The organism is Streptomyces sp. CB01249, from assembly GCF_001905735.1.
Lineage (GTDB): Bacteria > Actinomycetota > Actinomycetes > Streptomycetales > Streptomycetaceae > Streptomyces.
On the sequence record NZ_LISW01000004.1, the window covers coordinates 565,421 to 592,420 of the forward strand.

The 27,000-nt window shown below is 73.8% G+C and carries 27 protein-coding genes; 18 read left to right on the plus strand and 9 right to left on the minus strand.

The window, feature by feature from the left end; all coding sequences use genetic code 11:
* Nucleotide 1 precedes the first annotated feature (1 nt).
* The 3 genes from AMK18_RS22165 to AMK18_RS22175 are packed head-to-tail and all read left to right on the plus strand — an operon-like array spanning nucleotide 2 to nucleotide 4,082.
* Nucleotides 2-424, plus strand: a complete 423-nt coding sequence (locus AMK18_RS22165) for a TadE/TadG family type IV pilus assembly protein (protein WP_018102194.1) — start codon at nucleotides 2-4, stop codon at nucleotides 422-424.
* Entirely contained in the window at nucleotides 424-849 is a 426-nt protein-coding gene (locus tag AMK18_RS22170) for a hypothetical protein (protein WP_018102195.1), read from the plus strand. The genes AMK18_RS22165 and AMK18_RS22170 overlap by 1 nt, the downstream gene beginning before the upstream one ends.
* A complete protein-coding gene (locus tag AMK18_RS22175) occupies nucleotides 846-4,082 on the plus strand; it encodes a BTAD domain-containing putative transcriptional regulator (RefSeq protein ID WP_073864116.1) in 3,237 nt (1,078 codons plus the stop codon). The genes AMK18_RS22170 and AMK18_RS22175 overlap by 4 nt, the downstream gene beginning before the upstream one ends.
* Here AMK18_RS22175 and AMK18_RS22180 read toward each other — a convergent pair.
* Together AMK18_RS22180 and AMK18_RS22185 are read right to left on the minus strand one after the other, a co-directional pair.
* Nucleotides 4,079-5,581 carry a glycoside hydrolase family 43 protein gene (locus tag AMK18_RS22180; protein WP_073864118.1) on the minus strand — a complete coding sequence of 501 codons (1,503 nt, stop codon included), beginning with the start codon at nucleotides 5,579-5,581 and terminating at the stop codon, nucleotides 4,079-4,081. The genes AMK18_RS22175 and AMK18_RS22180 overlap by 4 nt on opposite strands.
* Nucleotides 5,582-5,704: 123 nt before the next feature.
* Entirely contained in the window at nucleotides 5,705-6,490 is a 786-nt protein-coding gene (locus AMK18_RS22185) for an SDR family oxidoreductase (RefSeq protein WP_073864120.1), read from the minus strand.
* 218 nt (nucleotides 6,491-6,708) lie between these two features.
* Between AMK18_RS22185 and AMK18_RS22190 the strand changes: the two genes are divergently transcribed.
* A complete protein-coding gene (locus AMK18_RS22190; RefSeq protein WP_018102199.1) occupies nucleotides 6,709-7,296 on the plus strand; it encodes a DUF2165 family protein in 588 nt (195 codons plus the stop codon).
* Between the two features lie 134 nt (nucleotides 7,297-7,430).
* Nucleotides 7,431-8,372 (plus strand): UbiA family prenyltransferase, encoded by a 942-nt coding sequence (locus tag AMK18_RS22195; RefSeq protein WP_241836621.1) that lies wholly within the window; start codon nucleotides 7,431-7,433, stop codon nucleotides 8,370-8,372.
* Nucleotides 8,373-8,426: 54 nt separating this feature from the next.
* Here the strand turns inward: AMK18_RS22195 and AMK18_RS22200 are convergent, their stop codons facing one another.
* The 3 genes from AMK18_RS22200 to AMK18_RS22210 all read right to left on the minus strand — a co-directional run bounded on the left by AMK18_RS22200 (nucleotide 8,427) and on the right by AMK18_RS22210 (nucleotide 10,641).
* A complete protein-coding gene (locus AMK18_RS22200; RefSeq protein ID WP_018102201.1) occupies nucleotides 8,427-9,104 on the minus strand; it encodes a response regulator in 678 nt (225 codons plus the stop codon).
* Nucleotides 9,101-10,210, minus strand: a complete 1,110-nt coding sequence (locus AMK18_RS22205; protein ID WP_018102202.1) for a sensor histidine kinase — start codon at nucleotides 10,208-10,210, stop codon at nucleotides 9,101-9,103. Before AMK18_RS22205 ends, AMK18_RS22200 begins: the two co-directional genes overlap by 4 nt.
* Nucleotides 10,211-10,323: 113 nt before the next feature.
* Nucleotides 10,324-10,641: a hypothetical protein gene (locus AMK18_RS22210; RefSeq protein ID WP_234011806.1), complete on the minus strand. Its 318-nt coding sequence runs from the start codon at nucleotides 10,639-10,641 to the stop codon at nucleotides 10,324-10,326.
* 177 nt (nucleotides 10,642-10,818) lie between these two features.
* Between AMK18_RS22210 and AMK18_RS22215 the strand changes: the two genes are divergently transcribed.
* The 3 genes from AMK18_RS22215 to AMK18_RS22225 all read left to right on the plus strand — a co-directional run bounded on the left by AMK18_RS22215 (nucleotide 10,819) and on the right by AMK18_RS22225 (nucleotide 13,149).
* The gene (locus AMK18_RS22215) at nucleotides 10,819-11,418 is read left to right on the plus strand and encodes a TetR family transcriptional regulator (RefSeq protein ID WP_018102204.1); all 600 of its coding nucleotides are present in this window, start codon (nucleotides 10,819-10,821) and stop codon (nucleotides 11,416-11,418) included.
* Nucleotides 11,419-11,590: 172 nt separating this feature from the next.
* Complete coding sequence (locus AMK18_RS22220; protein WP_073864122.1) at nucleotides 11,591-12,352, plus strand: helix-turn-helix transcriptional regulator; 762 nt, start codon at nucleotides 11,591-11,593, stop codon at nucleotides 12,350-12,352.
* A gap of 5 nt (nucleotides 12,353-12,357) precedes the next feature.
* Nucleotides 12,358-13,149, plus strand: a complete 792-nt coding sequence (locus AMK18_RS22225; RefSeq protein ID WP_073864228.1) for an HAD family hydrolase — start codon at nucleotides 12,358-12,360, stop codon at nucleotides 13,147-13,149.
* On the opposite strand, the gene AMK18_RS22230 is transcribed toward AMK18_RS22225, so the two are convergent.
* Entirely contained in the window at nucleotides 13,118-13,780 is a 663-nt protein-coding gene (locus AMK18_RS22230; RefSeq protein ID WP_073864124.1) for a 4'-phosphopantetheinyl transferase family protein, read from the minus strand. The genes AMK18_RS22225 and AMK18_RS22230 overlap by 32 nt on opposite strands.
* 308 nt (nucleotides 13,781-14,088) lie before the next feature.
* On the opposite strand from AMK18_RS22230, the gene AMK18_RS22235 reads away from it, so the two are divergent.
* From AMK18_RS22235 to AMK18_RS22270, 8 genes are read left to right on the plus strand one after another with little or no spacing between them, the layout of a single operon-like run.
* Nucleotides 14,089-15,432 carry an ANL family adenylate-forming protein gene (locus tag AMK18_RS22235; protein ID WP_018102208.1) on the plus strand — a complete coding sequence of 448 codons (1,344 nt, stop codon included), beginning with the start codon at nucleotides 14,089-14,091 and terminating at the stop codon, nucleotides 15,430-15,432.
* Nucleotides 15,429-16,187 (plus strand): SDR family NAD(P)-dependent oxidoreductase, encoded by a 759-nt coding sequence (locus tag AMK18_RS22240; RefSeq protein ID WP_073864126.1) that lies wholly within the window; start codon nucleotides 15,429-15,431, stop codon nucleotides 16,185-16,187. Before AMK18_RS22235 ends, AMK18_RS22240 begins: the two co-directional genes overlap by 4 nt.
* Complete coding sequence (locus tag AMK18_RS22245; protein ID WP_018102210.1) at nucleotides 16,181-16,462, plus strand: phosphopantetheine-binding protein; 282 nt, start codon at nucleotides 16,181-16,183, stop codon at nucleotides 16,460-16,462. Before AMK18_RS22240 ends, AMK18_RS22245 begins: the two co-directional genes overlap by 7 nt.
* 48 nt (nucleotides 16,463-16,510) lie before the next feature.
* Entirely contained in the window at nucleotides 16,511-17,275 is a 765-nt protein-coding gene (locus AMK18_RS22250) for an AfsA-related hotdog domain-containing protein (protein WP_018102211.1), read from the plus strand.
* 36 nt (nucleotides 17,276-17,311) lie between these two features.
* Nucleotides 17,312-17,620 (plus strand): YciI family protein, encoded by a 309-nt coding sequence (locus AMK18_RS22255; RefSeq protein WP_018102212.1) that lies wholly within the window; start codon nucleotides 17,312-17,314, stop codon nucleotides 17,618-17,620.
* Complete coding sequence (locus tag AMK18_RS22260; protein WP_073864127.1) at nucleotides 17,617-19,152, plus strand: FAD-binding oxidoreductase; 1,536 nt, start codon at nucleotides 17,617-17,619, stop codon at nucleotides 19,150-19,152. The genes AMK18_RS22255 and AMK18_RS22260 overlap by 4 nt, the downstream gene beginning before the upstream one ends.
* A 53-nt stretch (nucleotides 19,153-19,205) precedes the next feature.
* Nucleotides 19,206-20,786 carry an acyl-CoA carboxylase subunit beta gene (locus AMK18_RS22265; protein ID WP_073864230.1) on the plus strand — a complete coding sequence of 527 codons (1,581 nt, stop codon included), beginning with the start codon at nucleotides 19,206-19,208 and terminating at the stop codon, nucleotides 20,784-20,786.
* Entirely contained in the window at nucleotides 20,783-20,992 is a 210-nt protein-coding gene (locus tag AMK18_RS22270; RefSeq protein WP_018102215.1) for an acyl-CoA carboxylase epsilon subunit, read from the plus strand. Before AMK18_RS22265 ends, AMK18_RS22270 begins: the two co-directional genes overlap by 4 nt.
* Here AMK18_RS22270 and AMK18_RS22275 read toward each other — a convergent pair.
* Both AMK18_RS22275 and AMK18_RS22280 read right to left on the minus strand, forming a co-directional pair.
* A complete protein-coding gene (locus AMK18_RS22275) occupies nucleotides 20,982-21,623 on the minus strand; it encodes a response regulator transcription factor (RefSeq protein ID WP_018102216.1) in 642 nt (213 codons plus the stop codon). The genes AMK18_RS22270 and AMK18_RS22275 overlap by 11 nt on opposite strands.
* A gap of 2 nt (nucleotides 21,624-21,625) precedes the next feature.
* Entirely contained in the window at nucleotides 21,626-22,909 is a 1,284-nt protein-coding gene (locus tag AMK18_RS22280) for a sensor histidine kinase (RefSeq protein WP_241836622.1), read from the minus strand.
* Nucleotides 22,910-23,040: 131 nt separating this feature from the next.
* Here AMK18_RS22280 and AMK18_RS22285 point away from each other — a divergent pair, with 131 nt between their 5' ends.
* Nucleotides 23,041-23,775, plus strand: coding sequence for an ABC transporter ATP-binding protein (locus AMK18_RS22285; RefSeq protein ID WP_073864130.1), 735 nt, complete (start codon nucleotides 23,041-23,043; stop codon nucleotides 23,773-23,775).
* The gene (locus tag AMK18_RS22290; RefSeq protein WP_073864132.1) at nucleotides 23,769-26,225 is read left to right on the plus strand and encodes an FtsX-like permease family protein; all 2,457 of its coding nucleotides are present in this window, start codon (nucleotides 23,769-23,771) and stop codon (nucleotides 26,223-26,225) included. Before AMK18_RS22285 ends, AMK18_RS22290 begins: the two co-directional genes overlap by 7 nt.
* A 6-nt stretch (nucleotides 26,226-26,231) precedes the next feature.
* Here the strand turns inward: AMK18_RS22290 and AMK18_RS22295 are convergent, their stop codons facing one another.
* Nucleotides 26,232-26,915 (minus strand): phosphotransferase, encoded by a 684-nt coding sequence (locus tag AMK18_RS22295; protein ID WP_073864133.1) that lies wholly within the window; start codon nucleotides 26,913-26,915, stop codon nucleotides 26,232-26,234.
* Between the last annotated feature and the right edge of the window lie 85 nt (nucleotides 26,916-27,000).

Sequence of the window (27,000 nt, forward strand, 5' to 3'; positions counted from 1 at the left end):
AGTGAACTGGGACGACCGGGGGAGCGAGGCGATCCAGGCCGCGATCGTCACGCCGTTGATGATCATTTTCCTCTGCCTGGCCCTCGCGGGCGGCCGGGTGGTGACCGCCGGGAACAAGGTGGACGCCGCCGCCGAGGACGCGGCCCGCGAGGCGTCCATCTCGCGCACCGCGGGGGCCGCGCAGAGCAACGCCCTGGCCGCCGCGCAGGAGACCCTGGCGGACCAGGGCCTCACCTGCTCCGGCACCAGCGTCAGCGTGGACGCGTCGGGGCTCAACGCCCCCCTGGGCACGGTCGGAACGGTCCGTGTCACGGTCGCGTGCACCGTTCCGCTGTCCGACCTGATGCTGCCGGGCGCCCCCGGCAGCCACACCCTCACGTCGACGTTCACCTCGGCGGTCGACGCGTACCGGGAGCGCGACTGATGCGTACGTACGACGACCGCGGCGGCATCGCCGTCTACAGCGCCATCATCACCGTGGCGCTCCTCGCCGTCATCGGGATCACCGTGGACGGCGGCGGCAAGCTGCGCGCCACGGAGCGGGCCGACGCCATCGCGATGGAGGCCGCCCGGGCGGGCGGCCAGGCGATCGACCCCGCGCAGGCCATCCCGGGCAAGGCCGTCGTCGCCCAGCCCGCCGCCGCGCAGGCCGCGGCGGCGGCGTACCTCTCGGCGGCCGGGGCGCACGGCAGCGCGACGGTGTCGGCCGACGGGAAGCGGGTGACGGTCACCGTGACCGGCACGTACGACACCCGCTTCCTCACGGTCGTCGGCATTTCCTCCATGTCCGTCCACGGGGAGGGGCACGCCACGCTCATCCACGGTGTCGTCGCCCCGGAAGGGTCGTGATCGCGGTGCGTACGGTCGGCAATCTGATACGGGCCCTGCTGAGCCTGCTCGTCCTGGCGGCGCTGCTCGCCGGGCTGCCGGTGCTGCTCTGGTGGGCGACCGGTGTCGTCCTCGGCAACGGCATCGAGGACCTGACCCACCTGTTCTCCCGGCAGGACACCGGGGGAGCCTTCCTGCTCCTGCTCGCCGCCGTCGGCTGGGTCGGCTGGGCGGGCTTCGCCTTCTCCGTGCTGCTGGAGATCCCCGCCGGGCTGCGCGGCCGCACGGCCCGGCGGCTGAGCGGCCTCGGGGCGAGCCAGCGGGCCGCCGCGACCCTGATCGGCTCCATCCTGGTGCTCCTGCCGACGGCCGGATCGGCCCTCGCCGCACCGGCCGCCGCCCCGGTCTCCGTCACCCAGTCGTACGCCCACACCGGCGCCCAGGACACCGCGCACGCCTCGGACGCCCGCACCACGCGGCAGGCCGCGTCGGCCGACTCGTACACCGTGCGGGACGTCCGTCCGGCCGAGAGCCTGTGGAGCATCGCGGAGGACCGGCTGGGCGACGGCAACCGCTGGCAGGAGATCGCCGCGCTCAACGAGGGCCGGGTGATGACGGACGGCACGGTCTTCCACGCCCAGGGCTTCCTCCAGCCCGGCTGGAAGCTGCGGATGCCGGCCGGGACGGGGGCCGCCCCCGAGGCGGCGGCGTCCTCCGGGGGGACGGCGACCGTCCGCCCCGGCGACTCGCTGGGCGCCATCGCGGACCGCGAACTCGGCGACCCCGCGCGCTACGGGGAGATCTTCGATCTCAACCGGGGTACGGAGCTGCCGGGCGGCGGCACGTTCACGAACCCGGACCTGATCATCCCGGGCCAGAAACTGAAACTCCCGGCCTCCGGCCCGGACGAGGCGGACCCGGCGAAACCGAAGCCCGCGGACCCGGCACCGGACGAGTCGGCCCGCCCCGCCCCGGCCAAGCCCGCACCGGCCAAACCCGCCGAGACGGCGAAGCCGAAGCCCGCCGAGACGGCGAAGCCGCACCCGGCCGAGAGCGCCAAGCCCGCACCGGCCAAACCGGCGGAGACCGCCAAGCCGAAGCCCGCCGAGACGGCTCCCGCGAAGCCCGCCGAGACCGCCAAGCCGAAGCCGGAGGAGTCGGCCAAGCCCGCCGAGTCCGCCAAGCCCGCGCCCGCCGAGTCGGCGAAGCCGACCCCCGGGCGGGAGAAGCCCGAGACGGCCGCCCCCGCCCCCGCCGACACCGCCTCCGGCGGCGAGGACGCCGGGTTCTCCGCCCGTACCGGCGCCGGAATCGGCGCCCTGCTCGCCGCAGGGGTGCTCGGCGTCCTCGGCACGCGCCGCATCGTGCAGCAGCGTCGCCGGCGCCCCCGGCGCCGCATCGCGTTGCCCGAGGGCGATGCCGCCGTGCTGGAGAGGGAGATGCGGGCGGCCTCGGCGGACGTGCCCGAGGGGCTCGACCTGCTGGACCGCGCCCTGCGCACCCTCTCCGCCGAGCTGGCCCGCGAGGGCACCGCGCTGCCGCGGCTCGACGCCGTCGTCGTCACCCCGGACGGGGCCGCGCTCCACCTCTGCGAACCGGCCGTTCCCGTCACGCCGTTCGTGCCCGTGGTGAGCGGGGAGGAGATCTGGTGGTGCCCGAAGGACTCGGGGGCGCTGCTGCCTGCCGAGGGGGCCTCGGCCACCGCGCTCCCGTATCCGGCGCTGATCAGCCTGGGCACCAGCTTCGAGGGGTTCCCGGTCCTGGTCGACCTGGAGCGGATCGGGATGCTCCGGCTCGACGGCGAGACGGACGACGTACGGTCCGTGCTGCTGGCGCTGGCCGTGGAGCTGGCCTCCGACTCGCTGCACGCCGAGCACACGATCCGGCTGGTCGGCTTCGGCGAGGAGCTGAAGACCGCGTTCCCGGGCCGCGTCGTGCACCACGCGACCCTGGAATCCGCCGTCACCGGCCTCCGGAGCCACGACGAGGCGCAGCGGCGGGCGCTGGCCGAGAGCGGGGCGGAGAGCCTGCGCGAGGCACGGCTGATGGGGGCCGGGGCGGACGCCTGGGCACCGCAGATCGTGCTGTGCGCGCTGCCGCTGACCGGCTCGGACCCGAGCGCGCTCGACCTGCTCGACCTGACGGCGGCGCAGCCCCGCACCTCGCTGGCCGCCGTGACGAGCGCCGACGCCGGGCTCGGACTGCCCGAGACGTGGAGCGTCGACGCGGCGCCCGGCGTCGTCGTGACGATTCCGGAGACGGACCTCGAAGTGATGCTGCAACGCCTCGAACCCGCCCAGTACGCGGCCCTGTTGGAGCTGATGGCGGTCTCCGGGCAGCCCATGGACGAGCCGACGCCCGACTGGGCCCGGCCGCAGGACCCACGACTCACGCTCGCCGTCATGGCCGCCCCGGAAGCGGAGGCCGCCGGGAAGGACGGGAACCCGATGCACGCCGTCCCCGTGGAGGAAACGATCACCGCTGCGGCACCGATACCAGCCCACCCGTACATCCGGGTGCTCGGGCCGGTCGGGATGGAGTCGGCGGAGGGGCCCGTCGAGTCCAACCGCCGCGGCCGGCTGACCGAGATGGCCGCCTGGCTCGTCCTGCACCCGGGCCTGGAGCACCGCGCGCTGGACGAGGCGATCTGGCCGGGCCGGGAGGTCGGGCACTCGCTGCGCAACTCCAATGTGAGCAAGCTGCGCGCCTGGATGGGCGGCCAGTCCTACCTGCCGTTCGTGACGGACGGGCGGTACGCCTTCGCCCCGTACGTGCGGTGCGACTGGCTGGACTTCCAGGAGCTGTACCAGGAGGGCATGCACGCCCGGGGCGCCGCGGCCGACACCGCGCTGGCGCGGGCGCTCTCGCTGGTCCGGGGCACCCCGTTCGCGGGGACCAACCCGCGCAACTACCTGTGGGCGGACACCATGTTCCACGACATCGTGTCGTCGGTCGTGGACGTCGCCCACGAGCTGGCGGAGCGGTGCCTGGCGGCCGGTGACCTCACCGGCGCCGTCGCGGCGGCCACGCGCGGCCTGGTCGCGTCGCCGGAGAGCGAACTGCTCACCCGGGACCTCTTCCGGGCCCACGCGGCACGCGGCGACCGGTCCGCCGTCATCGAGGCGGCGGACCGGCTCAACCGGCTCAACGAGGAGCTGGGGACCGACGCGGAGGACGAGACGATCGACCTGCTCCGCGACATCCTGAAGGCCCTCCCCGACACGCCCGCCGTGGGGGCCACCTCGGCCGCCTAGAGCGGTTCGTACGTGAACCAGTCGAAGTGCACCGTGCCGCTCGCCGCGTACAGGCCGATCACCCGGCCCGTGAAGCCGCCGGTCACCTCCGTGGAGAGGTAGCGCCCGTCGAGGGAGCCGAGCGCGGTGAACGTGCCGTCCGGCTCCTCGACGCCCAGGGTCACCGTGTCCGGTCCCGTGCACGGGTCGAGCGGGGCCCGGGTGGGCACGATGTCGATCCCGAGCACCACCGGTCCGGCGGGCGCCGGGCGGGACGCGACGACCGTGCGGAGCGGGCCGATCCGGGCGATGAGCCGGATCTCGCCGCCGCCCGCCTCGACCGCGTAGTGATGCGCCTCGTCGAGCCGGACCGCGAGCCCGCCGTGCCCGTCCGCCGCGTCCACCGACGTGCGGGCACGGCAGGCCAGGTGCTGCTGGCGGCGGCCGGTGAACACCGCGTCCGGGTCGTCCAGCGTGCCGCCCCGCCCGTGCAGGGTCAGCCAGCCGGGGCGCTCCTTCGTCCCGGCCCGCCCGGCGGTCGAGCGGCGGGGCGAGATCCAGTACGGGCGCGGCTCGGCCTCCTCGAAGTCGTCCCGGGCCGGGGCGTCGGGTACGGGCGTCAACGCCCAGGGCAGCACGGGGAGTTCGAGGGACACCTCGCCGACGACGGGCCAGCCGTCCACCCAGGTCACCGGCGCGAGGAAGGTCTCCCGGCCGAGCACGTGCCAGCCGGGGGTGCCGCCGCCCGGCCGCACACCGAGGTGCACCAGCCACCAGGAGCCGTCCGGCCCCTGCACCAGGTCGCCGTGGCCGGTGTTCTGGACGGGGTGCTCGCGGCCCCGGTGGGTGAGCACGGGGTTGTCCGGGCACGGCTCGAACGGCCCGGCGGGCGAGGGCCCGCGCGCGACGGAGACGGCGTGCCCGCGCTCGGTGCCGCCCTCCGCGATGACCAGGTACCAGTGGTCGCCGATCCGGTAGAGGTGCGGAGCCTCCGGCGCCTTCGCCCCGGGCGCCCCGGACCAGATGCGGCGCGGTTCGCCGAAGGTCTCGCCGGTGTGCGGGTCGATGCGGACCTGGGAGACCCCGGCCACGGTGCACCAGCAGCTGCCGTCCTCGTCCCAGGCGAGGTCCGGGTCGATGCCGGGGACGCCGGGCAGCGGGACCGGGTCGGACCAGGGGCCGGCCGGGTCGGTGGTGGTGAACAGCAGGTTGCCCACCTCGACATTGGTGACGACGAGCCAGAACCGGCCGTCGTGGTGCCGGAGCGTCGGCGCGTAGATGCCGCCGGAAGCCCGGGTCCCCGGGGTCAGGTGCAACTGCTCGGGACGGTCGAGGACGTTGCCGATCTGCGTCCAGTGGACCAGGTCGCGGCTGTGGAAGAGCGGGATGCCCGGGAAGTACTCGAAGCTGGAGCACGCCAGGTAGTAGTCGTCGCCCACGCGGCAGACGCTGGGGTCGGGGTGGAACCCGGGGATCACCGGGTTGCTGACGGTGGTGCCCGTCTGGTTGCGGACTGGCATGGCATCCGTTCCTGTACGTCGCGCGTGCTGCCGGAGGGGGCGTCGAGGCGTGTCTGTCGAAGCGCTTCGACACCGAGGCGACCCTAATGACCGGGTGGGCGCGCGACAAGGGGTGCAGTGGGTCTACGCGGCTCCGCCGTTGCTCTTGAGCAGCTGGCCGTTGACCCACTGGCCCTGCGGTGAGCACAGGAAGTCCACCAGGTGCGCGGTGTCCTGCGGGGTGCCGAGCCGGCCCAGCGGGGTGCCCAGGCGCAGCTCCTCCGCCAGCTCCTCCGTCATCCACCCGGTGTCCACGGGCCCGGGGTTGATGACGTTGGCGGTGACCCCGAGGTGCGCCAGTTCGCGCGCGGCGGCCAGGGTGATGCGGTCCAGGGCGCCCTTGCTGGCCCCGTACGGCAGGTTGCCGACCGTGTGGTCGCTGGTGAGCGCGACGATCCGGCCGGTACCGGCGGGGGCGCGGAAGCGCAGCGCGTACTCCCGTATCAGCAACCAGGTGGCGCGGGCGTTCACCGCGAAGTGGCGGTCGAAACTGGCGAGGGTGGTGTCCAGGAGCCCGGAGTCCACGGATTCGGCGTGGCTCAGCACGAGCGCGGTGACCGGCCCGATCCGGCGCTCGGCCTCGTCGAAGATCCGGGTGGGCGCGTCCGGGTCGATCAGGTCCGCCTCGATCGCGGCGGTGCGGGCGCCGTGCGCGGCGAGCGACGCCTCGATGGCCGCGGTCGCCCCGCGCTCCTCGCCCCAGGTCATGCGGCGGTCGTAGGGCGTCCAGTAGGTGAACGCGATGTCCCAGCCGGACGAGGCGAGTTGCCGGGCGATCCCGGCACCGATGCCGACCGTGCGGCCGACCCCGGTGATCAGCGCGAGGGGGCGGGGCGGGACGGCGGGCGAGGGCGTTTCGGTGGTGGTCACGGGGTCCGATCCTGCTCGACAACCCGGGCCCCGGGCAATGGGATTCGGGGCCGTACCCCTGGCCGTCCGAGGGGCCCGTACGGGCAGTACGGACGGGCAGGCCCACGGACCATGCCGGGCCGGGCAGCCCGAAGAGGGAGCTGCCGGGGCGGCGGCGGGAGCGGCAGGCTGAAGGCATCGCACCGCTCCCCTTCCCTTCTGCTCCGAGGAGTCCTCCCATGGCACTGACCGCCGACCGGCCCACCGCGACGCAGGACACGACGGGCCCGCGGGCCACCGGCCGGCCGGACCTCGCCGTCCGCTCCCGGCTCGCCGCGCTCAACGCGTTCCTGATGAGCGGGCTCACCCTGTGGCTGGGCCTCGTCACGCTCAACAACCTCAACGACTTCGGCACCAACAAGGCGCTCATCGCCTCGATGCTGACCATGCGCGACCTGGTGAAGGACCCGATACGGGGCAACGGCCTGGAGTGGCGCGCGATGCCCGAGTCCATGGCCACGCCCGCGCTGATCGGCGTCATCGTCTACGAGCTGCTGATCGTGGCCCTGCTGGCCCGGGCGGCGTACGGGCTGTGGCGCAGGGCGCGCGGTCTGGAGACCGGGATCGTGGTGACGCAGCGCGCCAACATCGCGCTGGGCGCCTTCGCCGGGCTGTTCCTGCTGTTCCTCTCGGGCGGCATGTTCTTCGGCTACTGGATCTACATCGGCGCCGCCCAGCAGGTCCACTTCACCGGCCTCATCATCGGCCTGCTCGCCGCCCTGCTGGTCAACCTGCCCTCGGTGACGGGCGCCCAGCGAGAGAACTGACGCCACGTCAACTTGCTTGACTCCACTGCCCCGTCGGCGGTCCTTCCGATACGGCCCCTTCCCCAAAAGGGGTATCGGAACGCCCGCCGATGGGGCATGTGTGTGTCCGGGGCCCGTCATTAATGTCCCTGGTCATGGGGGCATACACCGCACAGATCAATTCCGGGACACCGACTTCCACCCTGCGGATCGCAGGTACGGCACGCGCCGCCGTCCTCTTCCTCGAAGAGGCGCGCGTCAGCGTGCAGATCGTCTTTCTGATGCGTTTCCTGGCCGCGGCCGCGGTCACCGCCGGGGGCGGGCTCGCGGGGGCGGCGCCCGGGCTGGTCGCCCCGGCGGTCAGCTGGGTCCTGGCGACCCTCTTCACGTACGGCATCAACGGGGTGTCGGACGTCCAGGAGGACCGGCTGAACCGGACCGGGCGGCCGATCGCCCGGGGCGACCTCTCGCCGACGGCGGCCGCCCGGCTGACCTGGCTCTCCGCGGCCGGATCGGTCATCATCGCGCTGGCCTGCAACAACATCCTGCTGATCACGTTCGTGCTGGCGTTCCTCTTCCTCGGTTACGCCTACTCCGCGGCGCCCTTCCAGCTCAAGCGCAGCGCCGCCGGCACCTCGGGGTCCGTCCTGCTGATGGGCCTGCTGACGTACGCGGCGGGCTGGACGGCCGCGGGGGAGGGCAGGCCGCCGGGCGCGATGCTCGTCCTGGCCGCCGCGATGTCGCTGTGGATGTGCGCGGTGGGCGCCGTGACCAAGGACTTCTCGCACGTCCGGGGCGACGCCGCGGCCGGCCGCCGTACGTCGGTGACCGCCTGGGGCGACACCACCGCCCGGCTGGTGGGCGGGGCGGGCGCCCTCCTGACCGGCGGGGGTTTCCTGGCCGCCGCGCTGACCGGCTGGCCGACGCTGCTGGGCCCGGCGGCCGCGGTCCTGGCGGGCGGGTCCCTGGTGGTGGCGGTGCTCTGCTGGTCGACGCGGGGCGACGCGGCCCGGGGCCGTACCCCGTACCGCGCCTTCATGGTGACGCAGCACCTGGTCCATCTCACCCTGTTCGCCGGGCTGTTCGTCACCGCCTGACCCTGCCGTCCGCACCCGCCCCGCACACGCCTCGTGTGCGGGGCCGAGCCGTTCTCAGAAGCGGCGGCGGGGCTGTTCGGGCTGGGGGAGCAGGCCGCGCTCCACGGCCTTGTTCACGGCGTCGATGCGGGAGACGGCGTCGAGCTTGGTGAAGATGTTCCGCATGTGCCGCTTGATGGTCCCCTCGGCGATGCCGAGCTTCACCGCGATCTGACGGTTGCTCATGGCCTGGGCCACCAGGGCCAGTACCTCCGCCTCGCGTTCGGAGAGGCCGCCCGCGCCGTCGGGTGCGGGCTGCGGGGCGCGCAGGCTGTCGGGCGAGACGGAGACGGTCACGGTGCGCAGCTCGCCGCCCTCGCGGGAGCGGACGGCGGAGATCAGGGTCTCGCGGCCGGTGCTCTTGTGCAGATAGCCGCTGATGCCGAGCTGCAGCAGCTCCTGCACCAGCTGCTGGCCGTCGTACATGCTCAGCACGATGATCCGGAGGCCCGGATCGCCCTGGAGCAGTCTGCGGACGGTGGCCGGGGGGTCGTTGCGCGGCATCTCGATGTCGAGCAGGACGACGTCGGGGCGGTGCGCGGCGGCGAGCCGGATCGCGTCCTCGCCGTTGCCGGCCTGGGCCACGATCTCGAAGCCGGGCTCGGAGCGCAGCAGGTCGCACAGGGCCTCGCGCAGCAGCGTGTGGTCGTCGGCGACGAGGATGCGGACGGATTCGGGGGCGGTCTCGTTCATCGGAGAGCCCGGTCCTCCTTGATCGGTATCCACATGGTGACGTGCGTGCCCCGCCCGGCCGACGAGCCGATGTGCAGGGTGCCGCCGAGCAGGTCGGTGCGTTCCTGGAGGCCGGTGAGGCCGTTGGTGCGGTCCCCGGCGAGGACCTGCTCCACGTCGAAGCCGAGGCCGTCGTCGATGATCTCGCTCTGGATCTCGTGCGGGGCGATGTCGATGTGGACGACGATGTTGCCCGCCTCCGCGTGCCGGAAGGCGTTGCGCAGGCACTCGCGGACCATGACGAAGACCTCCTCCGCCACGGGCGCCGGAATCCACTCGTCCAGGCCCCGCACCCACAGCTGTACGGGGACGCCCTCGTCCCCCATGGAGGCGACGAAGTCGGCGAGCGCCGCCTCCAGGCAGCCCGTGATGGCGGGGCGGCGCAGTTCGGTGACCAGTTCCCGGGTGTGCGCGAGGGTCTCCAGGATGGCGTCCTGGGCGGCCCGCACCTCCTTGGGCACATCGGCGTTCTGCCGGGCCACCTGGAGCTCGTACAGCTCCAGCTGGCGCATGGCGAGGCTGAGGGAGTTGCCGATCTGGTCGTGGATCTCGCGGGCCAGCTTGCGGTGGCCCTTGTCGTGCACCTCGCGGACCCGGGCGAGCATGAACGAGTCGTACGCGATCGAGCCGACCTCCAGGCGCCTGCCGATGCCCTGCTGCAGGGCCCGGATGGCGGCCGCGTAGGCCCGGTCGGCGCCCTCGACGCCCACGGTGCACTCCAGCAGGCGTTCCAGGACGGTGTCGAAGAGGATCACCCCGGCCCGCACCGAGTGCGTGAGGTGGACGCCCTGCTGGACCCGGGCGCTGCCGAGGTCCACGACCTCGGCGATGTGGCTGTCGGAGACCTCCGTCAGGCCGGCCTCCAGGCTGTCGGCGCAGTCACGGAAGACCCGGCGGCCCTGTAACTCGCACTGCGCCCAGACCTCGTCGTCGGCGGCGAGCGGACTGCTGATCCCGCGGAGCCGGGCGTGGTAGAGGGCGATGACCTCGTCCTCGTACGCCCTGAAGCGTTTCACGGGCGGGCCGCCCTGGCGGCTGCCGAGGCGGCTCTGCGCCGGTTCTCTCATCACGCTCTCCTCCCCCGGTGCTCAACTGCTTCTCTAGCGCTGAACCGGTGCAGGATAAGCCGATTTGCGGACTGCGTGGCGGTGATGGCTGGAATCAGCCATTGCCGCACGGCTCAGCCGCGGCGGCGCAGGACGGCGGCGCGGACCTTCAGGAGGTTCGGCACCAGCGTGTACACGACCGCCGGCACGACGATCCCGGTGATCACCAGGGTGCGCAGAAGCATCGGGAAGCCCTTGACGTACGGGCCGACGAGCAGCTGCACCACGGTCAGGGCGGAGAAGACCGCGATCCAGGTGAGCAGGGCACGCATGTGGACGGAGGGCAGCGCGGCCGGCTGGGCCGGGGCGGCGGAGCGGGGCTGATTCCGGTCGGCGGCGGAGGTGGCGGAAGCGGCGGCGGGGCGGGCGACGGTGGTCATGAGAAGTCCCATCCAGGTAGGTGTGCGGTGCGTACGGAAGGCGGTACGGGCAGTGCTGTCGCTGGTCCTGTCCTGGGGCCTGGGCGGTGGTGCTGCCCTCGGCGACGTGTTCCACTCTGCCAACCAACTAGTTGGATGTCAACCATCCAGTTGGTTGGCATCTGCGGGAAGCCGTTCTACGCTGGTGGCATGACCTCGGACACGACCCACACCAAGGAACGGCTCCTCGCTGCGGCGAAGGAGGAATTCGCAGCTCACGGCATTGCCGGGGCGCGCGTCGACCGCATCGCGGAGCTGGCCGGCGTGAACAAGGAACGGATCTACGGCTACTTCGGCAACAAGCAGAAGCTGTTCGACGCCGTCGTGGGACGCGCGCTGGACGAGCTGGCCGCGGCCGTCCCGCTGAAGGGCGGCGACGACCCCGCCGAGTACGTGGGCCGGGTGTACGACTTCCACCGTGACAACCCGGTCCTCGTCCGGCTCTTCTTCTGGGAGGGCCTGCACTACCGCGACGGCGTCCTGCCCAACGAGGAGGGCCGCCGCAGCCACTACGAGGAGAAGATCGCCGCCCTCGCGGAGAGCTTCGGGACCGAGGCGTCGCCGCAGGTCGCGGCCTGTCTGCTGAGCCTGATCGGGCTCGCCGCCTGGCCGAATGCGGTGCCGCAGCTGGCCCGCCTGATCATCGGCCCCGACGCGGAGGCGGCCGGCGGCCTCGACCTGCGCGCCCACGTCGTGGCCTTCGCCCGCCAGGCCCTCTCCGACGTCCCGCTCGCGGCCCCGGCGGCTTGAGGAGCAGCCCCCCAGCGGCCGGATACCCCCGAGGTATCCGGCTACTACTTTCGGTCCGCGGCCACCCGGACTAGGAGGCAGTGACGGCCTCCGCGGCCCTTCGCGCGTCTAGCGTTCCTTGCATACGGGTGGCCCCAGCGGTCACCGACAAGGACCCCTGGGGGTAAGGGCAATGTCGCAGAACCGCGCGGCTCTCGCAGTCGCCGCTCCGCCGGTACGTTCCACCTCGCCGCTGGTCCCGCAGCAGGCGACCGATGTCATCCTCTCCGTCCGCGACGACCTTCAGCGCTACGGCCTGGAGCGCATGCTCGGTGCCGTGGACGCGGTCGGGAGCTGCCGCGCCTTTCCGGAGCTTTCGGCGGCCGTGGACGCGGTCGGCGACCCGGCGACCGATGTGCTGCTCATCGTGCCGGAGCCGGCCGACCTGGACGGCGACTCCGTGCTGCACCGCGTCGCCGCGTACGGCGTGCGGGTGCTCCTGCTGCTGCCGGACACCCGGTCCTTCGACCTCGACCGGGTCGCCTCCGTGGCGGGCGCCTCGCTGCTGTTCTCCGACGGCCTCGACGCGGCGGCCCTCGGCGACGTGCTGGGCGCGATGCGGGCGGGCGAGGCGCGCATACCGGCCGCCCTGACCCGGCCCCTCCTCGAACTCGCCGGGCGCGGCGCCCGCGAGGTCCCGGCCGCGCCCCGGCTCACGCCGCGCGAACGCGAGGCCCTGACGCTCGTCGTGGACGGCCTCAGCAACAAGCAGATCGGGCGCCGGCTGCGGATCTCCGAGCACGGCGCGAAGCGGCTGGTCGCCAACATCCTGGCCAAGCTCAACTGCCCCAACCGCACGCTCGCCGCCGCCCGCGCCCTGCGCGAGGGCCTGTGCGGCCCCGCCCCGCAGGCCGCCGCCCACGCGCCGGCCTCCCCCTACGGAACCGGCTGGTGAACGACATGACGAATCCCGCGCACGCCACCCGCGCCGCCTTCTTCGACGTCGACGAGACGCTGATCAACACCAAGAGCATGTTCCACTTCCTGCGGTTCTGGATGGCCCGCCACGGCGACGACGGCTCAGGGCACGCCGCCGTGATGGCGGGCGTCCGCGAGGCCGCCGCCTCCGGCGTGCACCGCTCGGAGATCAACCGCCGCTACTACCGCCGGTTCGCCGGGGTCCCGATGGAGGAGCTGCGCACCGCCGGGCGGGAGTGGTACGAGGAGTACCGGCGCGGGCCCGCCGCCGTCACCGTCGCCACCTGGGCCGCCGCGAGCCGGCACCGGGAGGCGGGGGACCTGGTGGTGCTGGTCTCCGGCTCGTTCCGGGGCTGCCTGGACCCGCTCGCCGAGGACCTGGGCGCCGACCTCATCCTCTGCTCGGAGCCGGTCGTCGGCCCCGACGGACTGCTCACCGGTGAGGTGGAGCGCCCGATGATCGGCTCCGTGAAGGCCGACGCGGTCCGCGAGACCCTCGCCCGACTCGGCCTGGACGCCGGGGAGTCGAGCTGTTACGGGGACCACGCGAGCGACCTGGACATGCTCCTCGCGGTCGGCCGCCCCGTGGTCGTCGGCGGCACCGACCGGGTCCTGATGGAGCACGCCCAGCGCCTCGACTGGCCGGTCCTCCCGTCGGCCCCGGGCCAGTTGCGTACGGCGGGCGCCTGGGCGGCGGCGGAGCTGACGGGCCTCGCGGACCGGTCCACGCTCACCGCCGCCCTCACCGCCCCCGCCGCAGCGCGATCGCGGTGAGCACCAGCCCCTCGCGCACCGCCCAGTGGCCGGTGAACCAGCCCAGGCGGGCGCCGTCCACCACCGGCCCCGGCACCATCAGCCGGGCCCGGAAGGTGCCCGCCTCCGGGTCGAACGCGAGCCGGGCGTCCCGGAAGCCGAGCCAGCGCCCGGTGAGCGGGAACCACGTCTTGTAGACGGCCTCCTTCGCGCTGAACATCACCGTGGGCCAGTGCACTTCGGGCCTGGCCCGGGCCAGCGCGGCCAGGTGCTCGCGCTCGGCGTCCACGGAGATGTGCCGCACCATCCGCTCCTCCAGGGGCGCGTGGCGCTCCGCGTCGATCCCGACGCTGTGGAACCGGTCGCTGCGGGTCAGCGCCGCCGCCCGGTAGCCGTCGCAGTGGGTCATGCTGCCGGTCACCCCGGCCGGCCAGCGCGGTTCGCCCTTGGCGCCCGGGAGGACCGGGGCGGGGGCGACCCCGAGCGCCGACATGGCGCGGCGGGCGCAGTGCCGGGTGGTGGTGAACTCCCGGCGCCGCTGCTCCACGCACTTCGCGAGCAACGGCTCCTCCTCCGGCAGGACTTGGGCTCCCGGCAGGTCGGCGGTGGTGTCGGCGCAGGCGACGGCGGACGGCAGGATCTGCTGGATCACTTCTGCTCCTGGGGGCGAACGCGCCGGAGAACCGGCGCACCGGGGCCGGCCGGATTCGGCGGCCCGCTGCCATCCCAGGACAGGTCACGGCAGTCGTGCGTTACGCCTCCGAGCATGCGCCGTCGATGCCTCTTCCGCTACATGCCCTTTCGGCTACCCCGTACCCCTGCCCGAAGGGGCGCACCGAATGGCCACCCCGCACGACCGCCCCGTACGAGGGCTCATAAAAGCCATATTGAGCGGCGAATTGCCGCGTACTAGCTTCGAGTCATCGAGATCCGAAATCCTTCGAAATCCAGGAGAAAGCAATGCCTCACCCTTTTCTGGCCCGACTGGAATCCTTCCGGGATTCCGAGGCCGTCGCCTTCGAGGGCCGCAGTTACCGCTACGAGGACCTGCTGAGGCTCGTGGACGAGTGGCGCGGCTTCCTCGACCGCCACCAGGTCCGCCCCGGCGAGGTCGTGACGCTGGAGGGGGCGTACTCCCCGCAGGCGTGCGCCGGTCTGCTGGCGCTCATCGAGCGCGGGGTCGTCGTCGTCCCGCTCACCGTCCTGCCCGCCGCCAAGCGCGCCGAGTTCCTGGACGTGGCCGAGGTCGAGGTCGTCGTCCGGGTGGACGAGGGCGGCGTGCACCGCTGCGAGCGCACCGGCCGCCGCGCGGACCACGCCCTCTACGGCGAGCTGCGGGACGCCGGCCGGCCCGGCCTGGTGCTGTTCAGCTCGGGCACCACCGGCCGCAGCAAGGCGTCCGTGCTCGACTTCGACAAGGTCCTGGCCCGCTACGGCGAGCCGACCCGCCCCTCGCGCATCCTGTCCTTCCTCAGCCTGGACCACATCGGCGGCGTCAACACCCTGCTGCACACGCTCAGCCAGGGCGGCACCGTGGTGACCGTCGCGGAGCGCACCCCGGAGGCCGTCTTCGCGGCGATCGCCGAGCACCGGGTGCAGATCCTGCCGACCACGCCCACCTTCCTGAACATGGTGCTGATCTCCGGCGCCCACGAGCGGTACGCCACGGACTCGCTGAAGCTCGTCACGTACGGCACCGAGCCCATGCCGCTCCAGACGCTGCGGCGGCTCGGCGAGGCGCTGCCGGGCGTCCGGCTCAAGCAGACGTACGGGCTGTCCGAGCTGGGCATCCTGCCGACCCGGTCGCGCGGCGACGACACCCTGTGGGTGAAGCTCGGCACGGCCGGATTCGAGCACCGGATCATCGACAACATCCTGTGGATCCGCTCCGAGATGGCCATGCTCGGCTACCTCAACGCGCCCGCGCCCTTCGACGAGGACGGGTTCTTCAACACCCAGGACGTGGTCGAGGTCGACGGCGACTGGGTGCGCATCCTGGGCCGCAACTCCGAGATCATCAACGTCGGCGGCGAGAAGGTCTACCCCAGCGAGGTCGAGAGCGTCCTGCTGGAGGTCGAGAACATCGCGGAGGCCACCGTCAGCGGCCGCCCGAGCCCGGTCACCGGCATGGTCGTCAAGGCCACCGTGCAGCTGGTCGAGGACGAGGACCGGCGCTCCGTCACCCGCAGGGTCCGCGAGTACTGCGGCCGGCGCCTGGAGGCGTACAAGGTCCCGGTGCTCGTGGAGGTCTCCGCCGCCCCGCAGCACTCGGAGCGGTACAAGAAGATCCGGAGCGCGGCATGAGCGCCGGGGAGGCCCAGGAGGCCCCCGGGGAGGACCGGGTCGCCCTGGTCAGCGGCGGCAGCCGCGGGCTCGGCCGGCTCCTGGTCGAGCGGCTGCTCGCCGAGGGGTGGCGGGTCGCGACCTTCAGCCGGTCGGCCAACGACTTCGTCAAGGACCTCCAGGCCGAGCGGGGCGACCGCTTCCTCTGGGAGGCCGCCGACCTCGGGGACCCGGACGCGCTGCGCGGGGTCGTCCGCACGGTGGTCCGCCGCTTCGGCCGGGTCGACCTGCTCGTCAACAACGCGGCCGTGCTCCACCAGGAACTCTTCCTCACCACCTCCCGCAAGCAGACCGAGACGCTGATCGCGAGCAATCTGCTCGCCCCGATCACCCTCGCCCAGGCGTGCGCCCGCGCGATGACGCGCCAGGGCGGCGGCCAGATCCTCAACATCTCGTCCATCAACGCCATCCGCGGCTACCGGGGCGTGGCGGTCTACGCCGCCACCAAGGCCGGGCTCGACGGATTCAGCCGCAGCCTGGCCCGGGAACTCGGGGCCTTCAACATCCGGGTGAATTCGCTGGTGCCCGGATTCTTCGACAGTGACATGACCGAGGAAGTCACCGAGAAGAACCGGGAACGCATTCAGCGCCGCACCCCGCTCGGCCGGCTCGGCACCATGAACGAAATCGCCGACGCCGTTCTCTATCTCATTTCGCCCGCCTCTTCATTCATCACCGGACAGTCGATCGTCGTAGACGGAGGAATCACATGCTGATCGCAGCCGACATCACCGCCCTGGTCCACCAGGAGATCAACGCCCTGCTCGCCGAGGCCGAGCGCCCGACGCACCCCACGCTCACCGGCTCGGAGTTCCTGCACGAGCTGGGGCTCAACTCCCTGCTGCTGGCCCGCCTCGTCATCCAGCTGGAGATGGAGCTCGGCGTCGACCCCTTCGAGGAGGAGTACGTCATCTCCGACGTCCGCACGGTCGGCGCCCTGTCCGACGCGTACGTCCGCACCGTCGAGCAGCTGGCGGCCACCGCCGTCTGAAACGCACCGCACCCGCCCGCACCAGCCCCACATCCTGGAGGGATCGACATGTCGCACGAAGCACTCATCGCCGTCGGGGACCGTTTCGAGGACTTCCTCGCCAACCGGGGGACCGTCCCCGTCTCCGAGCTGATCGCCCGGCTGCGTGCCGGGGAGCTGGCCGAGAGCCTGTCGGTGAGCATCGGCCAGGGCCTCAGCGCCGGCCAGCTCGCCGAGATACGCGCCCTGGCCGAGGCGCACGGACCGGCCGTCTCGCTGGGCAAGGGCGGGGTCCCGGAACCGGCCGACCAGCGGCTCACCCACAAGCACGACGCCAAGAACGTCCTGATCGGCCCGGTCGGCCAGACCGGTGAGAAGCGCTTCGTCGCCGATCTCGTCATCGACGAGCGCGTCGAGGTCCTGGAGGACCACCTCACCGGGCAGCACATTCCGGCCATCACCCTGCTGGAAGCGGCCCGCCAGATGTGGACGGTCGTCACCGAGCAGTTCTTCGTCACCGGCCCGGAGAAGACCCGCTTCGTGATCGGCTCGGTCAACTCCGAGTTCCACAGCTTCGTCTTCCCGCTGCCCGCCACCGCCCAGTACGAGTTGCTCGAACACACCCGCAGTCCGGTCGGCTCGGTCTTCCGGTGCCGGATCGGCTTCCACCACGGCGAGAAGCTCGCCAGCGTGGTCGAGGCCGAGTACCGGGTCATCCCCGAGCGGTTCTCCGTCAAGCAGGAGAAGCTCGCCGCCCGCCAGGCCGTCGTCAGCGAACTGACCCGGCTCCGCGAGCAGTCGGCCCCCGCCATCAGCGCCGAACGCGCCGCCTGAGCGGGCCCCCCGCACGACCGACGGAAGGAGAAGGACATGTTGTGGGCGATCCACTGCCTGGACGCACCGGACACCGCGGAGCTGCGCGCCGCCCAGCGCCCGGCCCACTCGGCGCGGCTGCGGGAGGCGAGCGTACGACCCGTGCTGTACGGGCCGTTGACGGCCGCCGACGGCACCACCGCGGTCGGCAGCCTGATCGTGGTCGAGGCCGCCACCCGGGAGGAGGCGGAGGAGTTCGCCACCGGTGACCCGTTCGCCGTCTCCGGGGTCTGGGAGCGCATCGACGTCCAGGCGTTCGTGCCCTCGGAGCGGTCCCCGGTCCGGATCGGGGCAGGCACGCCGTGAAGGTCCGCCGGCTCCCGCCCGGGGTGGACGGCCGGGACTTCACCCGGGCCCTGGCCGCCTTCCGGGTGGCTCTGGGCCCGCGGTGGGTCCTGACCGAGGGCGCGGTCGGCCTCCCCGGCTACACCGACCCCCAACCCGTCCTGGAAGAGGGCCACTTCGGGGCCTCCGCCGCCCTGATGCCCGCCACCGTCGAGGACGTACGGGCGGTGGTGCGCATCGCCGGGGCGTTCGGGGTGCCGCTCTCGCCGGTGCTGCCCGGTCGGGACCCCAGCTTCGGCGGCCCGGCACCCCGGCTCCCGGGCGCGGTCGCGGTCGACCTCGCCCGGATGAACCGGGTGGTCGAGGTGGACCCGGCGGGCGGATACGCGGTCGTGGAGCCCGGGGTCACCTTCCACGACCTCGCGGGGCGCATCGCTGAACTCGGCCTGGACCAGCGGGTGGACCTCGAAGGCCCGCGCTGGGGCAGCGTCCTCGGCGAGGTCCTGGAACGCTCCACCGGCGGCCCCGGCTACGAGGGCGCCGACGCGGCCCCGTACGGCATGGAGGTCGTGCTCGCCGACGGGGAGGTGGTGCGCACCGGGGCGGCCGCCCTGACCGGCCCCGGGCCCTGGGCGCCCTACGGCTGCGGTCCGGCCCTCGGCGCGATGTTCGCCCGGTCCGCGTTCGGGATCGTCACCAAGCTCGGGGTGCGGCTGCGCCCCGAACCTGCGGCGCGCCGGGCCTACGCGGTCGCCGTCCCGGCCGAGGACGGCCTCGGGCCCCTGGTCGACGCCCTGCGCCCGCTGCTCAGGGACCGCACCGTCACCGGCACGCCGACCGTCCGCAGCGTGCTCCTCGACGCGGCGGCGGCCGGCAGCCGCGCCACGTACCACCAGGGCCCCGGGCCGGTCCCGGACAGCGTCGTCCGCACGCTGATGGCGGACCTCGGCATCGGCCGCTGGAACCTGTACGGGGAACTGGCCGGGGCGCCCGCCGTGATCGACGCCCAGTGGTCCGTCCTCCGGGACGCGCTCGCCGCCGTCCCCGGCGCCCGGTTCTCCCGCGCCGGGGCGGCGGGCGGCGAGGCGGGACACGTACGCCCGGCGGACGAGGCCGACGGCTGGCTGCCGTACGCGGGGCGCCTCGACCTCACCCCCGTGTCGCCGGTGACCGGCGCGGACGCCCTCGCGCAGTACGCGCTGGCCAGGGACCTCGCGCACGCCCACGGCACGGACTACCTGGGCGCCTTCGCGGTCGGGGCGCGGGCCCTGCACCACCGGGTCACCGCCGTCTTCGACACCCGGGACGCGGACGACCGGGCGCGCGCCCTGGCGCTGTGCGAGGCACTGGTCCGGGGCGCGGCGGAGGCCGGTTACGGCGTCCAGCGCGCCCATCCCGCGCTGATGGACCGGGTCGCCGCGACCTACGGCTTCAACGACCACGCCGTGCGCAGGCTCGGCGAACGCATCAAGGACGCACTCGACGCGGAGGGCATTCTCGCCCCCGGCAAGCACGGCATCTGGCCGCGCCGCTACCGCGGCCTCGGCCTCTGAAACGGCTGAGCAGACAAGGGAGTCGAACCGTGGAAACCCAGACACTGGCCGAGCTGGAGGAGGAGTTCGCGGCGCCCGCCGCGGTGCTCTCGCTCCGCACCCGCACCGCCGAACTGAACGGCCTGCACGCCACCGTGGCCACCGGGGACGCCGCCGCCACCGAACGCCAGCACGCCAAGGGCAAGCTCACCGCCCGCGAACGCATCGAGCTGCTGCTCGACCCGGGCACCTTCCAGGAGGTCGAGCAGCTGCGACGGCACCGCGCGACCGGCTTCGGCCTGGAGGACCGGCGCCCGCACACCGACGGCGTCGTCGGCGGCTGGGGCACCGTCGAGGGCCGCACGGTCTTCGTCTACGCCCACGACTTCCGGATCTTCGGCGGGGCGCTCGGTGAGGCGCACGCTGCGAAGATCCACAAGGTGATGGATCTGGCCCTCGCGGCCGGCGCCCCGCTCGTCTCGCTCAACGACGGCGCGGGCGCCCGCATCCAGGAGGGCGTCACCGCGCTCGCCGGATACGGCGGGATCTTCCAGCGCAACACCCGCGCCTCCGGGGTCATCCCGCAGATCAGCGTCATGCTCGGCCCCTGCGCGGGCGGCGCCGCCTACTCCCCGGCGCTCACCGACTTCGTGTTCATGGTCCGCGAGACCTCCCAGATGTTCATCACCGGCCCCGACGTCATCCAGGCCGTCACCGGCGAACAGGTCACGCAGAACGGCCTCGGCGGCGCCGACGTCCACGCGGGCACCTCGGGCGTCGCGCACTTCGCGTACGACGACGAGGAGACCTGCCTGGACGAGGTCCGCCACCTGATCACCCTGCTCCCGGCCAACAGCACCGAGGAACCGCCCGCCGCGCCCTGCGACGACCCGGCCGACCGCCCCGGCGACACCCTGCTCGACCTGGTCCCGGCCGACCCGCAACGCCCGTACGACATGCGCCAGGTGGTCCGCGAACTCCTGGACGACGAGGACCTGATGGAGGTCCACGAGCACTGGGCGGGCAACGTCATCTGCGCGCTCGGCCGGATCGACGGGCGCACGGTCGGCGTCGTCGCCAACCAGCCCATGGTGCTGGCCGGGGTGCTCGACATCCACGCCTCCGAGAAGGCCGCCCGCTTCGTGCAGCTCTGCGACGCCTTCAACATCCCGCTCGTCACGCTGGTCGACGTGCCCGGCTTCCTGCCCGGCGTGGACCAGGAGCACGGCGGCATCATCCGGCACGGCGCGAAGCTGCTGTACGCGTACTGCAACGCGACCGTGCCCCGCATCCAGGTCATCCTGCGCAAGGCGTACGGCGGCGCGTACATCGTCATGGACTCCCGGTCCATCGGCGCGGACCTCTCCTACGCCTGGCCCGCCAACGAGATCGCGGTCATGGGCGCGGAGGGCGCCGCCAACGTCGTCTTCCGCCGCCAGATCGCGGCGTCGGACGACCCGGAGGCCACCCGGCAGCAGCTCGTCAAGGAGTACAAGGCGGAGCTCATGCATCCGTACTACGCGGCCGAGCGCGGGCTCGTGGACGACGTCATCGACCCCGCGCACACCCGGGCCGTCCTCGCGGCCGGTCTCGCCATGCTCCGGACCAAGACGGTGGCCCTGCCGCACCGCAAGCACGGGAACCAGCCGGCATGACCATCCGCCTCCTGTCCGGAGACCCCACCCCCGAGGAACTGGCCGCCGTCCTCACCGTCCTGCACGCCTTGGCCTCCCACCGCGCCGAGGCCCTGCCCGCCGACGTGGTCCGCCCGGCCCCGTGGGCGCGCGCGGGCCGCCGCGTCCGGCCCGGCGGCCGCGGCGAGGCCGGCTGGGCGCGCAGGTCCGGAGGGGTCAGCCCCTGAGGTACGCGAGCACCGCGAGCACCCGGCGATTGGTGGTGTCGTCCACGGACAGGTCCAGCTTGCCGAGGATGGAGCCGAAGTGCTTGCTCACCGTGCCCTCGCTCACCGAAAGGGCCGCCGCGACCGAGGCGTTGGACTTGCCCTCCGCCATCAGGGCCAGCACCTCCAGCTCGCGCGCGCTCAGCCGGGACAGCGGGTCCCGGCGGTGCCGGATCAGCTGCCGGACCACCTCCGGGTCCACCACGGTGTCCCCGGCGGCGACCCGGGCGAGGGCGTCCACGAACTCCTCCACGTGGCCGATGCGTTCCTTGAGGAGATAGCCGACGCCCCGCCCGTCCGCCGAGTCGAGCAGATCCTCCGCGTAGGTGCGCTGCACGTACTGGCTGAGCACGAGCACCGGCAACCCGGGCTGCTTCGCGCGCAGTTCGAGCGCGGCACGCAGGCCCTCGTCGGAGAAGCCGGGCGGCATGCGGACATCGGTCACCACGATGTCCGGGCCGTGCTCGGCGACCGCTGCGATCAGCTCTTCCGCCGTCCCCGCGCCCGCCACCACCTGGTGGCCGAACCGTTCGAGGAGACCGACGAGCCCTTCGCGCAGGAGCACGCTGTCCTCGGCCAGTACGATCCGCACGCTCAGGGCCTCCCGCTCGCGCCCGGTACGGGGACTTCCAGGCGGAACACCGTGGGCCCGCCGGGGGGACTGGACAGTACCAAACGGCCGTCCAGCACCGAGAGACGGTCGGAGACGCCCTGGAGCCCCGTCCCGTCCCCGGCCGAGGCGCCGCCGTGCCCGTCGTCCGCCACCTCCACCACCAGCCGCCCGCGCGCCACCTGCCCGGACACCCGGACCCGCTCCGCCCCACTGTGTCTGGCCGCGTTCGCCAACGCCTCGCACACCGCGAAGTACACCCCGCTCTCCACGGCCCCCGGCAGCCGCTCCGGCAGTTCCAGCTCCACATCGACCGGTATCACCGAGCGGTCCGCGACGTCCTCCACGGCTGCTTCCAGCCCCCGGTCGGTGAGGACCTGGGGGTGGATGCCCCGGATCAGCTCCCGGATCTCCACCAGCGCGGTGTCCGCCTCGCCGTGCGCCTTGGCCAGCAGCCCGGCCAGCGGCTCCGGCGGGCCCTCCAGCCGGGCCAGTCCGAGCGTCATCGACAGGGCCACCAGCCGCTGCTGCGCCCCGTCGTGCAGATCGCGCTCGATGCGCCGCCGCTCCGCCTCGAAGGCGACCACCAGCCGGGTGCGCGACCGGTCCAGCTCCCGCAGCCGTGCCCCGGCTTCGGAGTCCGCGAGCAGCGCCCGGGCCAGCGTCGCGCGCCAGGCCGCCAGCACCCCCACCGGATACGCGAACACCGGGAGCAGCACCAGCCCGGCGAGCAGCGTCCCGAAGGCGGCCGGATAGGAGTGGACGATCCACAGCTTCAGCACCCGGGCCTCCTCGCCGCCGCTCACGGCCAGCACCACGGGCGCCGCGATCAGCCCGCCGCACACCGTGAGCGCCGCCCCCACGGTCACCGCTTCCAGCGGCCACAGGACGACCGCGGTGAGCAGCGCGTACCCCAGCTCCCGCCAGGTCGCCCGCTCCCGCAGCCGGGTCCGCAGCCAGGCGGTGAGCCCGGTGCCGTCCGGTTCGCCGTGGACCGGGGCGAGCCGGCGGGGGTCCACCAGCCGCAGCCTGCGTCGCTCCAGGGCGGCGAGCGGGATGCCGGAGAGGGCCAGGGTGAGCAGGAGCGGGAGGCCGACGAGGAGCACGGCGAGCGCGCCGCCCGCGACCGCGAGCAGCAGGAGGACGGCGAACGCCAGGACGCCGACGAGTGTGCCGGTCAGCAGGTAGAGCGCCGCCCGCCACGGCCAGGGGCCGCGCAGGTAGCGCCGCTGCCACAGGGCCTGGTGGAGGCCGGAGGACGAGGACATGGGGGAACCGTAGGCGCCGCCCACGGACCCGGACCACCCAGCGGTTTCCACTTCTGAGGTAGAGGTAGCTCCACCTCAGAAGTGGAAACCGCTGCGATGTGCCGGGCGGCCGACGGCGGTTGGCTGAAGGCATGAATCACGCAGCCGTCCGACTCCGCTCGGTCACCCGGTCCTACGCCGGGAAGTCCGGTGCCGTCACCGCGCTCGACGCGATCAGCCTGGACATCCCCCGGGGCTCCTTCACCGCCGTCATGGGCCCCTCCGGCTCCGGCAAGTCCACCCTGCTCCAGTGCACCGCCGGGCTCGACCGGCCCACCGCGGGGCAGGTGTTCCTCGGCGACACGGAGCTGACCGGGCTGAGCGAACGCCGGCTGACCCTCCTCCGCCGCAGCCGCATAGGCTTCGTCTTCCAGGCGTTCAACCTGCTCCCCGCCCTCACCGCCGAACAGAACGTCGCCCTCCCGCTGAGACTCGCGGGCCGCCGCCCGAAGCGCGCCGACGTCCTCGGCGTCCTGGACCGGGTGGGCCTCGGCGGGCGGGCCGGGCACCGCCCCGGTGAGCTGTCGGGCGGCCAGCAGCAGCGGGTGGCGCTCGCCCGCGCCCTGGTCACCCGGCCCGACGTCCTGTTCGGCGACGAGCCGACCGGCGCCCTGGACTCCACGACCGGCCGCGAGGTGCTGACGCTGCTCCGGACCATGGCGGACGACGGCCAGACCGTGATCATGGTGACCCACGACCCGGTCGCCGCCTCCTACGCGGACCGGGTGCTGTTCCTCGCGGACGGCAGGGTGCGCGACGAGCTGCACGCCCCGGCGGCCGAGGAGATCGCGGCCCGGATGACCCGGATGGGAGCCGTCCCGTGCTGAAGCTCGTCCTTCAGGGCATACGGACCCGCTGGGTCACCCTCGCCGGCTCCTTCCTCGCGCTGGCCCTCGGCGTGGGGATCATCGCCACGACGGGGCTGGCCCTCGCCGCCACCTTCGCCGGACCGGACCAGGCACCGGAGCGGTTCGCCGCCGCGCCGGTGGTGGTGCGGGGCGCGGACCAGGTGCGCGTACGCACCCCGATCGGCGTCCGTACGCAGAAGCTCACCCATCCCCGGCCCGTTCCGGCCGAGGTGGCCGAGCGGCTGGCGGGGCTGGGGCGGACCGCGGTGGACCGTACGTTCCCCGTGGCGGCGGGGGACGGGTCCGGCGAGGCGGCCGGGCACCCCTGGCCCGTCGCCGCTGCGGCCCCGTACCGGTTGCTCTGCGGCCGTCCGCCCGCCGCGTCCGGCGAGGTCGTGGTCGCGGCGGGGGAGGGGGCCGTGGGGGACCGGATCACCCTCACCACGCCGGCGGGCAAGGGGCGTTGGACGGTGACCGGGACCGTGCGCCCCGCCCCCGTCGAGCGCGCGGTGTTCTTCGGCGAGGCGGAGGCCGCCCGGCTCTCCCCGGACATCGACGCCGTCGTGGTGCACGCCGACCCGGCCGCCGTGCGCGCCGCCGTCGGCCCGGGCCTGGACGTCCTCACGGGCGACGACCGGCGCAGGGCCGACCCCGACCCGGACCGGGACGCCGAGGCCCTGGTCTCCGTGAACGCCCTGCTGGGCACCGCCGCCGGGATCACCGCCTTCGTCTCCGTGTTCGTCGTCGCCTCGACGTTCTCCTTCGCCGTGGCCCAGCGCCGCCGTGAGTTCGGCCTGCTGCGCATGGCGGGTGCGACGCCCGGGCAGGTGCGCCGCCTGGTGTACGCGGAGGCCGTGCTCGTCGGCGTCATCGCCTCGGCGGCGGGCTGCCGGCTGGGGCTCTCCGGGGCGCCCCGGCTCGCGTCCTGGATGGTCCAACAGGGCCTGGCTCCGGCCTGGTTCGCCATAGGGGATCAGAACTGGCCGCTGCACACCGCCTTCTGGACCGGCCTCGCCGTCGCCCTCGCCGGAGCGGTCGCCGCCGCGCACCGCGCCGGACGGGTCCGCCCGGCCGAGGCCCTGCGCGACGCCGCCGTGGACAGCGGCACGATGCCGCCGGTCCGTGTGGTGCTGGGCGCCGCCGTCCTGCTCACCGGGGCGGTGCTGGTGGTGCTCGGGCTCGTCCAGGACCCGGCGGGGCTCCTCAAGCGCAAGACGTACACCACGCAGCCGATGCTCCTGATCACCGGATGCGCCCTGTTCGCGCCCGTCCTGGTCCGTCCCGCGATCCGCCTCCTGGCCTCGCTGCCCGCCCGGCTGCCGGGCGCCACCGGCCTCCTGGTCCGGGAGAACGCCTCGGCCGGGCTGCGCCGGACGGCCGCCGTCGCCGCCCCCGTGCTCGTCACCGTCGCCCTGGCCGCCTCGCTGATGGGCACCAAGGCCACCATCGACGCGGCCAAGGCGGCGGAGGCGCGCGGCCAGGTCACGGCGGACTTCGTGGCTGTGGGCGAACGTGCCGGCATACCAAGGGAGTTCGTGGACCGGGTCCGGCGCGTCGAAGGCGCCCGGGTCAGCGCCTCGCGCACCACCTCCGTCACCGTCCTCGAAGAGGGCACCGCCCTCGTCCGCTCCGAAGCCCGGGCGGTGGACCCGGCCGACGAGGCCGCCGTGTCCGCGCTGCCCGTGGTCGCCGGACGGTTCGCCGACCTGGACGACCGCTCGATCGTCGTCAACGAGGAGTGGGCCGTCCACCGGGTCGGCGCCCGCGTCCGCGTCTGGCTCGGCGACGGCCGCGAGGTCACCCTGCGCATCGCGGCCGTGCTCGCCGTCGGCACCGGCGACAACGGCGTCTACCTCACCCCGCGCAACGCGGCGGGCGCCCCCGTCGACCGCGTCGGGACAGCCGTACGCGCCGGGGCCGACCGGCAGGCCGTCGAGCGCGGGCTGCGCGCGGCCGGGCGGGCCACCGGCACCGAGGTGCTGACGCGGGAGCAGTGGGCCGCGACCCTCGCCCCGGGCGGCGGCTCCACCCGGACCGGGCTGCTGATGATCCTCGCCATCGCCCTGGTCTACACGGGGATCGCCCTCGCCAACACCCAGGTCATGGCCACCGCGGACCGGGTTCGCGACTTCGCCGTGCTGCGCCTCGCCGGGGCGACGAAGGCCCAGGTGCTGCGGCTGGCCGGGGTGGAGGCGCTGGCCGTGGTCGCGGTGGGCGCGGGGCTCGGCGGGGCGGTGGCCGCGCTGAACCTGCTGGGCGTACGGGCAGCGCTCGGCCGGCTCGATGTCCCGGCGGTGGTCGTCGTGCCGTGGGAGGCGGTCGGGCTCGTGGTCGCGGTGAGTGCGGCGCTCGCGGTGGTCTTCGCCGTACTGCCCGCCCGGCTCGCCCTGCGTACCCGGCCGGTGGAGCTCGCCGGTGCGCGGGAGTAGGACGCGCTACCGGCCCGCCAGCGCGGTGACCAGGGCTGCCGCCTCGCCGATCCGGGCCTTCTCGGCCGGGCTCATCGTCGGGTTGAGGGTGCGCCGGGCGGCCGCGTCGGCGAGTTGGCGGGCGGGGATGCCGTCGTCGGCGGCCAGGCGCGGCACCAGCACGGTCACCAGCTCCCGGGCCCCGTCCGCCGCCGGGTGGCCGGGGTCCACCGCCACCTGCGCCAGGATCAGCGCCGACATGGCCCGGTCCAGGGCGGGCGGGCCCTCCTCGGTGTTGCTCCAGTCGATGACCACGGGTCCGTCCGCCGTCATCATCACGTTGTCCGGGTGCAGGTCCAGGTGGAGCACCCGGTCCTCGGGGTCGGGCGAGAGCCGGGCCGGGACGGTGTGCAGCTCGGCGAGGAGCCCGGTCAGCAGCTCCGCGCCCTCCTCGGCGCCGACCGCCCCGGACAGCAGGGACTCCAGCATCGTCGGCCCGTGCAGGCGCTGGAGGACCAGATCGCCGGGCCCGGCCGACGGGGGCTGCGGGCCCAGCCGGGGCACCGGGTAGCCGGAGGCGGACAGGTAGGACATGACGGGCAGTTCCCGGGAGGCGTCCATCCCGTCGCGGTAACGCCGCAGCACCCACGCCTCGTCCAGCTCGTACACGTCCGCGTTGCGTCCACTGCCCAGCAGTCGGCCTATTCGCATGAGGGGAACCTACTCGGGCGCCGTATACAAAGGGAGTTCGGGCCCGGACCGGGCGCCCCATAACGCGACGCGATGGGGCGGACGG